A 12,024-nucleotide genomic window follows, 5' to 3' on the forward strand; every position below is an offset into this window, starting at 1 on the left:
GAATTCGAATTACTATATCTGATTCATTAGTTATGATTGTGGTCATCTATGTAAAAATCTTAAAACCCTCTTTCTCTCTGCTCCCTAAGCTTTGCAGTTTGAATGATAATTTTTTTACTCAGCATGATATTACACCAATGGCAGAACATATACAAACTGAATGCGATTGCCGTTATCACAATTGCAAATATACTCAATAAGTAAGATAGATATAAATATCTATGCATAAAAAAATTAAAGTTTGTAGTAAGGACTTTAGTCCTAGCTTTGGGGACTGAAGTCCCCACTACAAACTTTTTATTATGGTTATTTTAGATATGAGTTAAAAAAAATTAGCTTTTTTCTATATCTGCGGAATATAAGTTGAACTATAATTGCTAGTTATCAGTTTTTGAGAGTTGCTGGGCGATCATCTCCAATAACTGCTTGAGTTTTATCGGCTTGGCTAAATAGTGGTTTGCGCCCGCTTCTACACACCGTTCTAAATCTCCCGGCATGACCAAAGCTGTCAGAGCAATGATCGGAATCGAGTGGGTTTTGGTATCGGCACGAATTTGCCGGGTTGCTTCTAATCCATCCATTTGTGGCATTTGAATATCCATCAAGATGAGATGAGGCTGATGCTGTTTAGCCATTTGCACGGCTTCTAAGCCATTGCGGGCAAGCATAACCTGAAAATTATATGCCTCCAGGTAACTCATGAGCGTAGTGATGTTGGCTTCATTGTCTTCTGCTAACAAAATTTTGGGGGCTTGGGCTGATTCGGCCGCAGCAATGACAATGGCAGCTTGTGGGTTGGGCGATTGAACCTTTGTGAAAATCCGGTTCAATGCTTGATAAAACTTTTGTCGTGAGAGAGGTTTTAAAAGATATTCAGTAGATTTTAATTCTAAAATGCGCGATCGCTCATCCACCACTGAAATGAGAATAATCGGAATATTCTGAGTCTGGGGATGTGCTTTTAACTCCCTTAACACTTCCCACCCAGAACTTTTAGGCAGCAAGATATCCAGCACAATCACATCCGGCTTGACTTGTAGAGCAACTTTCAAGACACCTTCCCCAACTGGGTGAATTACACTAGTTACGCCTAATTCCGCAAAATATCGTTTAATTTGGTTAGCAGCCACACCGGAATCTTCTACTACTAAAGCTTTTTGGATTTCACCTTCATTCAATGGAGCTTCAGGTAATGGTGAGTCATCTTGTTTAAATAAGGGATGCCACGGCAACATGACACTAAAGCAACTTCCTTGTCCCACCTCGCTCTCGACATGGATGCTGCCACCATGTAAATCGACAATACGCTGGATGATCGATAATCCTAGTCCGCTTCCTGTATAACGTCGTGATAGGGAACTGTCTAACTGAATAAACGGCTGAAATATCTGGCTCAAATTTTCTGGGGAAATTCCAATTCCGTTATCAATTACCCGAAATTCAACGGCTTGCTGTGGCGAGTTCATCTTGACTTCAAACTTAACGCGACCTCCATCGGGCGTAAATTTCACCGCGTTTGTCAACAAATTGACCAACACCTGAAGCAATCTCCGTTCATCAGCTTCGATGTCGGTAATGGTTTGATCGATTTCGCAGGTTAGTTGAATTTGTTTTTGTCGAGCTTGTTCTTTGACAAAATTGAGACTAGATTCACAAACTGAATCAAGCGAGACTGGACGCAATTCAATCTCCATCTTGCCTGACTCAATTTTAGATAGGTCTAAAATATCGTTAATCAATGCCAGTAAGTGTTCCCCACTCTGTTCGATGGTCTTTAAAAACTGGCTTTGTTTCGGGGTTAAGCTGCCAAAGACTTCCTCCAATAGGGCTTCAGATAATCCGAGAATTGAGTTGAGAGGGGTACGCAATTCATGACTCATATTTGCCAGAAATTCGTCTTTGAGTCGGGCGGCTCTAGCTAATTCGGCATTGGCTAAACTGACACGCTCACTACTATGACGCAGTTGGGCTTCTGCCTCTTTCAGCTTGGTAATATCTCGTCCCACAGATTGAAATTCTGTACATTGTCCTTGCTGATTAAATATCATCCGGTTGATCCACTGAGTCCAGCGAATTTCACCGTTGATAATCACTCGGTTCTCAATAGTGACGGTGGGATTTTCGGCACTCATAGAGTTTACCAACCGAGTCACCATTTCCCGATCCTCTGCAAAAATCACAGGTTGAAAACTCTTACCAAGAATTTCCTCTGGTTTTAGCCCAAAGTAACGACAATAGGCGCTATTAACAAACTCAATGGTGCTATCTGGTAAATACCGGGCAATCAATTCTGTTTGATCTTCAACAATGGCACGATAACGGGCTTCACTCTGCTGCTCTAGTTGGGCATAAGCATTAGCTTGCTGGAGAGCAATTCCCAGGTGAACTGCAAGTTGTTGGAGTAATTCAATTTCCATCAACTGCCACGATCGCGGAGCGATACAATGATGGGCAATCAAAAGTCCCCACAATTGGTCATCTCGCAGAATGGGGACAACTAAATTTGCCCTTACCTGAAACTGTGCGAGAAATTCCACATGACAGGAAGCAAGACTGCCGTCATAAATATCAGATTTTGCCATTACCCGCCCTTGCTGATAGCGTTCTATACAACTTTCGGCAAAGCAAGGGTCATAGATTTTAGCCGACAGGACTGCTCGCCATTCTCCGACAACAGATTCGGCGACAACGATGCCATTTCCGTCAGCATCTAACTGAAAAACGATGACGCGATCGGTCTGGAGAAACTGGCGCACCTCAGTTACAGTGGTTTGGAGAATTTGATCTAGTTCCAGTGATTGGTGAATTTGCTGGCTGATTTGTCTAGTCAAGCGTTCTCGTTCAATTTGCTGTTGCAGTTGGGTACGCATCTGCACGCTGGCGATCGCTCGATTCATTGCCAGGTGTAACCCTTGTGAGGTAATTTGCCCTTTAACTAGATAATCTTGTGCGCCGGCTTTCATCGCCTGAACTGCGATCGCTTCATTGCCCTGTCCTGTTACCATAATCACCGGGAAACATGGCTGTTGCAGGCAGGATTGTAACCGAGCTAGAAATTCCAGTCCATCCAAATCGGGCAGTCGATAATCAAGTAAAACCACATCTGGCTGATGTTGCTGCCAAAGTTCCAGACCTTGTTTACCTAGTGTCGCCTCTAAAATGGTATGGGAATATTCCTGGTCACGCAGTAAATACCGCCGATAAAGTTCTCGATCTTCTGGGGAATCATCGATAATTAAGACAGTGCGCCATCTCTGACTCATGACTAATCCTTGGGATAATCAGGCAGCGTCGTCACTTCAAACCAATATTCCACAAGCATCTGAATATCTCGTTTCAGTTGAGTAAAATTGATTGGCTTAACAATGTAGCTGTTGACACCATATTGATAACATACTTCAATATCTTTAGGATTGTTAGAGGTAGTAAACACCACCACCGGAATCATCTTCAAGTTGTCATCCTGTTTAATCCGGCGTAACACTTCTCGTCCATCGGTTCCGGGCAGGTTCAAGTCAAGCACAATCAAGCCAGGACGGGGCGACTTTTCGCGCTCCACATAGCTGCCAGTGCGATAAAGAAACGCCAAGGCTTGTTCCCCATTTACACACCTCTGAATAGCGATCGCAATGGTAGAACGCCCTAGAAATCTTTGCAGTGCCTCAAAGTCTTCGTTGCTATCCTCGACAATTAAAAGTAGTGGGGTTTCCTGCATCGGGAAGGCTGAAATCCGAGTCATGTATTTGCCTCCGCTGACAGGGTGAAGTAAAACGTACTACCAATAGTTGGTGTAGATTCCACCCAGATTCTACCACCGTGACGTTCCACAATTTTGCGGGCAATGGTTAACCCTACGCCAGTCCCACCGCCAAAGTCATCCCGTCCATGTAAGCGGCGGAAGATTTGAAAGATTTTGTCGAGATGCTCTTGAGAGATGCCAATGCCGTTATCACGAACGTAGAAAGTTAGAGAAGTAGAAGCAAGTTTTCTTTCGCCATTGCCTTCAATAAAACCAATTTCGACCCACTTCTGGGGTTTATCGTTGTACTTAATAGCGTTGCTAATCAGGTTGCTGAAGAGTTCATTAATCTGAGCGCGATCGCCTTGAACGCTTTTCAGGGGTTGAGGAATGCGAAACTCAACTTCACTCTGCGGTCGGGAAATGGTCAAAGTGGTGATTACCTGCTGCACTAACTCGTTTAAATTCACTGGTTGCCGGCTCAGTTCGGCGCGTCCCAACCGCGAGAAATGGAGGAGGGAATTGATCAGGTCTTCCATTCGCTGTGTCAGCCGTACCAGGGTTTGCAGTTTCCCAATCCCGTCATCATCCAGTACGTCTGCATAGTCTTCCATTAAGAAGTTAGCGTAGTTGTGAATGCCCCGTAGCGGTTCTTTGAGGTCATGGGAGGCAACATAAGCGAAAGAATCAAGTTCTTCGTTACTCCGTTGTAATTCAAAATTCATCGATGCTAGTTTGTCTGCCTGTCGCAATACAACGCCCACAACTAGACTTCGCAGTTCAGTAACCGCCTCAATTTCACAAGGTTTCCAGGGTAGGGCAGATCCTTGCACCGTTTCTTGCCATAATTCAAAGGATTTGCGAGGAGACATTCTTAAACTGCCATCTGAGAAAACTTCCACAGGCTTGTTGGGGTTGCCGCCCCAATTCACCGTTTGAATTACCTCTGGACGAAACCAGAGAATGTAATTGTGGTGAACTTTGGAAATTTCCAGGGCTAAAACGCCACTAGCGATCGCTTTAAATGATTCGGCAGCAGGGTAATTTTTCGTGAGCGATCGCGTCTCAAACAAGTTATGATGCAGTTGAGGTTTAATCCAATCAAGTAAAGCGTGAACCTCTGATTCCGATGGCGTTTGACCCACTCGAATATACTGGTCGCCACTACATATCACCGCTCCCGTGGCGCTGACCAGATTGAGTAATTGAGATTTCAGTTGCACCATGCCATCCAGGAAATACTCAGCCTGAGACAAGCTTTCCACAAATTGCGTTTGTAATGACTTTAATTGACTTTTGTAATCAATATCTTCACTTGCTTCTTTATTTGCCAGTTCCACAGACATCACCTGTCCAATGAACTCGCAGATAGTGCGGATATTGTAAGAAATATATTTGGGTGACGAATGGTGACAGGCAATCAATCCCCAAAGCTTTTGATCCTGCATCAGAGAAATAGACATAGAGGCAGTCACGCCCATATTTTGCAGGTACTCTAGATGAATTGGAGAAACACTCCGCAACACCGAGAGACTGAGATCCAACGGTTGATTTGTTAAAGGATTGTTCGCTGGAATTAAGGTGACAGGCTGGTAGCTGGCATCTGGAATCAGCCGCAGCCAATTAAGGGTGTATAGCTGTCGGGCTTGCTTGGGAATATCAGAAGGCGGATAGTGTAAATCCAAATAAGGCGTTTCGTGATTGGTGTCTTCAGCGATCACACAGCCTGCCCCTTCCCGATCGAATCGATAGACCATGACGCGCTCGAAGCCAGTAATTCGCCGGACTTCTTTTACCACAATTTGGCACATTTCTAGCAGCGTTAGTGCTTTCTGAATGCGGGTGATGGTTCCTCTTACCTGTTGATAGAAGTCAAAAAAACCTGTTTTCTCCTTCGCTTTTTTCGGCTCTAATTCTAGAATAATAATATTATCTAAATGATGAACAATGCCATCAAAATGAATTAATTTATTATGATGTTTAATGGACAGATTTAAGGGATTAACGCTCTCAAAATCCTCCGTCAGACATTCTTTAATCAGCTTTATCTGCTTGATATCAAGTAAATCTGACAACGGCTTGCCGAGTAATTCATCAGGTTGAAAACCAACAACTTCCTGACTGTTGCTGCTCACCTGAAGGATTTCCAGGGTGGGATCTTGCAAAACTAGTAAAACCCCGTGAGGCTGGATCAAACTGGGAATGTGGATTGGTTCGCGATCGCAGTTTGTCAAATCAATGATTTCATCAGTCATTCTCAGTTTCTCCAACTCCTCATTAGAACTCTGGCATAAATCAGAAATGACTAATTGAACTTACACTAGAAACTCTGGCTTCTACTCTTGGCTTAATGTTTCAATCAACAAATCCACCTGCTGTTGTCGCTGCTGCAAAAAACCTTCGCACTGACGCAAATATTCCACAGCAGTTGCAAATTGGTCAAACACAGCTTCCAATTCTAACTCACCCGCCTCAATGCGAGTAATAATTCCCTCTATCTCAGCAACCTTCGCCTCATAATTCCAACCTTCCTCAGAACTAGAAGCACCCTTACGTTTAACCATTCAACTCTCTGCGTCCTCTGCGCCTCTGCGGTTCGTTTATTTCCATAACCTTCACTTTAACGCTACCTTGCCCCAACTGAATCATTAACTCTTCCCCCACAGCCAACTCCGCCGCCGAACGTGCGATCGCCCCATCTTCCCGCCTCACCACTGCATAACCACGCTGTAACACCGCTTTCGGGTCAAGAGTTGCCAACTTCTGCCGCAATAATTCTAAATGCTGCGTTGCTTGGTGCGATCGCCCTGTCGTAATTTGCACCAAATGCTGACGCTTCCAAGCTAGCTTTTCCACCTCCTGCTGCACTTGTCGATCTAACCGCAAACGTCGCAAACGATTACGTAATACTTGCAGTTTATTCTCAGCATTTTCCCTAAAGCCATGCACCGCCTCATGTAAAGCGACAACTCTTTGCCGATGTTCAGTATACAACTCTGAAAGTGCTGGCACAACCATTTCCGCCGCCGCAGTGGGTGTATGCACACATACATCTGCGACTAAATCTGCTAAAGATTCATCTCGTTGATGGCCAATCCCAGTAATTACAGGAATAGAACAACTAGCCAGCGATCGCACCACTCGTTCGTCATTAAAACAAGCCAACTCTTCCACCGCGCCACCACCCCGCGATAAAATTAACACTTCGGCGCGGCCATCTCTTTCCACCCGCTCAATTGCCTTGACGATAGATTCCGGTGCTTGCTCACCTTGTACTGTAGCGGGAGAAAATAAAACGTGTAAACCTGGATACCTTTGTTTGAGGGTTTTTTGAATATCACCCCAAGCAGCAGCCGTTGGTGAAGTGACAACAGCGATCGTTTGGGGATGGATGGGGAGCGATCGCTTTCTTTGCGCGTCGAACAATCCCTCAGCCAGCAAGCGATTTTTGAGTTGTTGATACCGCAACGCCTGTAAGCCAACACCAGCAGGTAAAGTCTGCCAAACTGATAACTGATACTCTCCCCGTTGTGGATATAGGCGAATACTACCCAAAATAATTATTTGCTCACCGGCAACTGGCATTTGGGTGAGTTTTGGCAATTGGCTATTCCATACCACACACTTAATTCCGGCGGTGCGATCGGTATCTTGCAGCGTAAAAAATAACCCACTCCGATGGTGGTTAGCACTAGAAACTTCGCCAGTTACCCAAACTTGCCGCAATTGTTCATCTTGCTCTAACAGCAAGCGGATATAGTCAGTTAATCCAGATACTGAAAGCGCTGTGTCAAGAATCAGAGAGTCGGGAAGGTCGAAAGTCATCAAAGATGCCTGAAAGCATTTGTGCTGGAGAGATTCTAGCATTTTAATGAAAACCAAAGGTTAACCCAGTAAACGCTTCAATCTTTTGTAGACATCATCATCATTGCGCTTACCGACTAAAATCACTTCTATTAAATCTTGATCGGGAAAATACCTGTAAATAATTCGATATTCACCACTATCAACTCGATATAAACCCTGATAACCAGATAGCTGCTCACTATCAGCAGGTAAAGGCTCAACATTCAAAGCCAAAACCTTTTTTGCAATCTGGGCTGCTATTTTAGGCTGTAAACCGTTCAGAAAATCAAGAACAGTTGCTAGACCATCAAGCTTCGCCATTAGCTAAATGCTCTAATGCAGATGTAAAAGCCTCTGTACCAATCATTTTGGACTGACTCAGAGCAACTTCAGCAGCTTGACCAAAAACCATATCCTCTAATTCTTCCAACCGATTAATTAATTTTTGGTAGCTCTCTGCTGAGATAATCACATGGCTAGGCCGTGATTGCTTAGTTAGTAGAACTGGCTCAGTAGCAGCCTTATCAAAAACCTCACCGTGTTTGTTACGAGCATCTGTGAGAGTATAGGTCTGCATATATGTTTTGACTATTTTAAACATTTTGACTATATTCTAGCAGATAAATCTTCTCATCTCAATTTTGGCTTAACCTGTAGATGATTCTGAACAGCATATCAAAACCTTGCAAGAGATGGGCCGACTTTGATTATTATATAAATGCGATCGCCCTGCTAGAATTGCCCCAACGTAGCTCTAGTAGTCTGGGTATCTTGCTACCAAAAGCCTTATTGAGTCTTTATGCCCACAAGATGCTCTTGGATTGCTTTGATAAATCGCCAAGGATATTCAGTTTCATTAACTTCAAGCCTAGATAGCAGTTGCAAAGCTTGTGTAATCCATCCTCTTTTGTCAGTCGTGTATTGAATACCCTGTTGTGTCAGCATTGACTCTAACTCACCACACGGATTGATGAATAGTCCTTTTTAATTATGACGGTCATGTTTCCTGGTCGGATTTCTGAGCCGTCATTGAATACAATGCGGGTTAGTTTATAAGTGTACATACGAGAATAAATGAACTCTAAAGTAATATTTGTGTAGTCTAGCAGCTACTTAATAATGAAGCCGCTGTTGATGATATACTGATTTACATTAGTGATCGCTCCTAATTGAGCAACCTCCGCAAATGCTCACGAGTCCGGTTGTACTGACAGTGTTGTTTAGCTAATTTATTTTTTCTTTGAAAACTCTTGCTTACCCAGCCAAAAAAAGCTATCTCTGAATGCAAGTTGGTATCATTGTGCAAAACTACCCTAATCTGGTAGCGATCAAGTTACGATCTTGTCACACCCTTTTTTGATTTGAGAAGTCCTATTCCAGAATTTTCTGGTTAAAATAGTATATCTGTTCTACTCAAGCTCCGAAACCAACACTCCTTAAAACCATATATTTAGATTAGAGGCATTAGAGGCAGAAATGGCTATCAACACCGATACTTCCGGCAAGCAAAAAGCACTGACTATGGTGCTAAACCAGATTGAGCGCAGCTTTGGTAAAGGGGCAATCATGCGCCTGGGCGATGCTACCCGGATGCGGGTGGAAACGATTTCTAGTGGAGCGCTTACCCTAGATTTAGCATTGGGTGGTGGTTTACCCAAGGGGCGGGTAATTGAAATTTATGGGCCGGAAAGTTCCGGTAAAACCACAGTAGCGCTACATGCACTCGCCGAAGTGCAGAGAAATGGCGGTATTGCTGCCTTTGTTGATGCAGAACACGCCCTTGATCCTACTTATGCTGCGGCATTGGGTGTAGATATTGACAATTTGCTGATTTCCCAGCCAGATACGGGTGAATCAGCTTTGGAAATTGTTGATCAGCTTGTGCGCTCTGCTGCGGTTGATATTGTAGTAATTGACTCAGTAGCAGCACTGGTTCCCCGTGCTGAAATTGAAGGCGATATGGGTGATATTCACGTTGGTTTGCAAGCGCGGTTGATGAGCCAAGCCTTGCGTAAAATTACGGGCAACATTGGTAAATCTGGTTGTACAGTAATTTTCATTAACCAGTTGCGGCAAAAAATCGGTGTTACCTACGGTAGCCCAGAAACTACTACTGGTGGTAACGCATTGAAATTTTACGCTTCGGTGCGCTTGGATATTCGTCGAATTCAAACCTTGAAGAAAGGTACAGATGAATTTGGTAATCGCGTTAAAGTCAAAGTCGCTAAAAATAAGGTAGCGCCGCCGTTCAGAATAGCGGAATTCGATATTATCTTTGGTAAAGGCATTTCTACCTTGGGTTGTATTGTAGACTTGGCAGAAGAAACTTCCATTATCGTCCGCAAGGGGGCTTGGTATAGTTACAATGGCGATAATATCTCCCAAGGACGGGACAACGCCATTAAGTATCTAGAAGAAAAGCCGGAATTTGCTGAAGAAATTAAGAAACTGGTGCGTGAAAAGCTAGATAAAGGCGCTGTTGTTTCTGCTAACTCTGTAGCTAAAGCCAGTGAAGAAGATGAAGAGGAAGAAGTTGATTTAGAGCCAGAAGAATAAGGAATGTGGATTTATTAATCTGGAACTGCTAATAAATGGTGCGTTATGAAGAGATATAACGCACCTTATTTTTTCCAAAAATCGAGATTTGAGTATTGTTATACCAATTTGAAAAAAGAATGCGACAAATAGACCATTTGTAGAGACGCGATGAATCGCGTCATTACCCAATCTAAGGATGTGTTGCAATCATTAATTTAATTGGTATTAAATACAAGAATGTTTGATATGTACGTCTTGCTCAATGATTTTTCGAGAATCATTTCCCTAATGTGATTTTGCAGGAAATATGATTTCATTTAACTGGTTGCCCACTGGACAATGCCATTAGAAAAAGAGTCAATCAATTTTTCTAAAGCTTTAATTTCATTGGATTTCAAAGCTTTCGACTTCAATAAATTTTGGATTTGTCTTTCCAAATCTGGAGTTAACTTTTTAGTTTGAATAATTTCTTGAACAAATGTATCAAGTGTCAAAGATTGATAGAGTTCGTGAACTTGGGTGGCAACTCCCTGAGTGCTAAAACGAGACTGAACCCAATTTTGTGCAGCATTGCCATAGCTTTGTTTTAGAGTTGGGTTTTGTAATAGACTATGAATCGCGATCGCCAATGCTTTAGAATCACGAGGAGGAACTAAAAATCCGGTTTCACCATGCACTAACGTATGCTGCAATCCTCCCACATTACTAGCAATTACGGGTGTTCCGGCTGCCATTGCTTCAATCGCCACTAAACCAAAAGGTTCGTAGTAACTTGGTACAACGCAGATATCCCCTGCGGCATAGTAAGCAGGTAACAACGCTTGAGAAATTCGTCCAGTGAAAACTGTAACGGCTTCCAATCCCAGGTCGTTCACCAAAGTTTCAATGCGTTGTTGTTCTTTGAAGTCTGCAAGTATTTTGTCCACTGAAAAACGAGACATAAAAATATCCTTAAATTTCAAATAAACTTCCCAACGTACTTTTGTTCTGATATATTACGCTTAAAAGTTAAAATATCGGTTAGAAATGGGGGAAAATCGGTGATTAAAAAAGTAATGCTATCTAACTAAATAAATCTCTATAGGATTCCTATTTGATTTTTGAAAAAATTCAGTACAACTTGAAGAAGCGTGTTGCCTATTCCCTACCTACGCAAATAATTTCATAAATCAAAGCGGATTCTTATATATTAAGACTAGTTTTTTATTTTTGAAATTCACTTAGGCTATGTTAGCGATAGCATAAGGTAGCATTCTAAGGTTGTGGTGTGTTAGCGGAGGTCAAAATTAAAATTCTCCAAGTCAATAATTAAATCGATTTGGAGAACTGGTAGTGTAATGAGGTTAATTTCAGTAATTTAATTGCAGTCTAACAATCAATTGTGGAGATAATGGGCAAATATAAGGTAGAAATCGGTTAGTTTTTTAAAGCTGCTTTAAGCGATAGCCCAATCCATGAACTGTCTCAATAAAATCATCTGCTCCAGCATCCAACCCGGTAATTTTCTCACCAAGGGTATCGCGTGCTGTTAACATGAGTACAGGTATTGTGCGATTGTGCGACAGGCTACGCTCCCCAATAGGCGATCGCAAGCGTTGACAAAAACTCACACCATCTAACTTGGGTAAGGTAATATCTAGCACCACTAAATCATATTCCAAGACTTTGATGCAATCCCACGCTTGTTCTCTATCTTGAGCCAAATCTACCACATATTGACGGTCTGTTAGGGCTTCCATTAGCATTTCTGCTAGCTGCACATCATCATCAACTACCAAAATCCGCATTGTTAGAATATTCGTGAATTAAAAAACTAGGATGAATCCCAATATCCAACCTTAATACTTTCAATTTGATTTTGGGCGAGGAAATATATAAAATTAAAATTCTCCAAACAAACA

At 42.6% G+C, this 12,024-nt stretch carries 10 protein-coding genes and 1 pseudogene; 1 reads left to right on the forward strand and 10 read right to left on the reverse strand.

What is annotated here, in order from left to right; all coding sequences use genetic code 11:
* Positions 1–377: 377 nt before the first annotated feature.
* From HUN01_RS11610 to HUN01_RS11645, 8 genes are all read right to left on the reverse strand, one after another.
* Complete coding sequence (locus HUN01_RS11610) at positions 378–3,263, reverse strand: response regulator (RefSeq protein ID WP_181931394.1); 2,886 nt, start codon at positions 3,261–3,263, stop codon at positions 378–380.
* Positions 3,264–3,265: 2 nt separating this feature from the next.
* Positions 3,266–3,739 (reverse strand): response regulator, encoded by a 474-nt coding sequence (locus tag HUN01_RS11615; RefSeq protein WP_181931395.1) that lies wholly within the window; start codon positions 3,737–3,739, stop codon positions 3,266–3,268.
* Complete coding sequence (locus HUN01_RS11620; RefSeq protein WP_181931396.1) at positions 3,736–5,994, reverse strand: ATP-binding protein; 2,259 nt, start codon at positions 5,992–5,994, stop codon at positions 3,736–3,738. Before HUN01_RS11620 ends, HUN01_RS11615 begins: the two co-directional genes overlap by 4 nt.
* A gap of 81 nt (positions 5,995–6,075) precedes the next feature.
* Positions 6,076–6,303, reverse strand: coding sequence for an exodeoxyribonuclease VII small subunit (gene xseB, locus HUN01_RS11625; RefSeq protein ID WP_099102361.1), 228 nt, complete (start codon positions 6,301–6,303; stop codon positions 6,076–6,078).
* The gene (gene xseA / locus HUN01_RS11630) at positions 6,296–7,564 is read right to left on the reverse strand and encodes an exodeoxyribonuclease VII large subunit (protein WP_181932659.1); all 1,269 of its coding nucleotides are present in this window, start codon (positions 7,562–7,564) and stop codon (positions 6,296–6,298) included. Before xseA ends, xseB begins: the two co-directional genes overlap by 8 nt.
* A gap of 60 nt (positions 7,565–7,624) precedes the next feature.
* Entirely contained in the window at positions 7,625–7,906 is a 282-nt protein-coding gene (locus HUN01_RS11635; protein WP_181931397.1) for a type II toxin-antitoxin system RelE family toxin, read from the reverse strand.
* Positions 7,893–8,162 (reverse strand): type II toxin-antitoxin system Phd/YefM family antitoxin, encoded by a 270-nt coding sequence (locus HUN01_RS11640; RefSeq protein ID WP_181931398.1) that lies wholly within the window; start codon positions 8,160–8,162, stop codon positions 7,893–7,895. Before HUN01_RS11640 ends, HUN01_RS11635 begins: the two co-directional genes overlap by 14 nt.
* 209 nt (positions 8,163–8,371) lie before the next feature.
* Entirely contained in the window at positions 8,372–8,530 is a 159-nt protein-coding gene (locus tag HUN01_RS11645) for a hypothetical protein (protein WP_181931399.1), read from the reverse strand.
* Between the two features lie 531 nt (positions 8,531–9,061).
* Between HUN01_RS11645 and recA the strand changes: the two genes are divergently transcribed.
* The gene (gene recA, locus HUN01_RS11650) at positions 9,062–10,141 is read left to right on the forward strand and encodes a recombinase RecA (protein WP_114082455.1); all 1,080 of its coding nucleotides are present in this window, start codon (positions 9,062–9,064) and stop codon (positions 10,139–10,141) included.
* 299 nt (positions 10,142–10,440) lie between these two features.
* On the opposite strand, the gene HUN01_RS11655 is transcribed toward recA, so the two are convergent.
* Positions 10,441–11,064, reverse strand: coding sequence for a glycosyltransferase (locus HUN01_RS11655; RefSeq protein ID WP_238846191.1), 624 nt, complete (start codon positions 11,062–11,064; stop codon positions 10,441–10,443).
* Positions 11,065–11,589: 525 nt separating this feature from the next.
* A pseudogene (locus HUN01_RS11660) lies at positions 11,590–11,910 on the reverse strand (response regulator); the annotation flags it as partial.
* Between the last annotated feature and the right edge of the window lie 114 nt (positions 11,911–12,024).

This window comes from Nostoc edaphicum CCNP1411, from assembly GCF_014023275.1.
Lineage (GTDB): Bacteria > Cyanobacteriota > Cyanobacteriia > Cyanobacteriales > Nostocaceae > Nostoc > Nostoc edaphicum_A.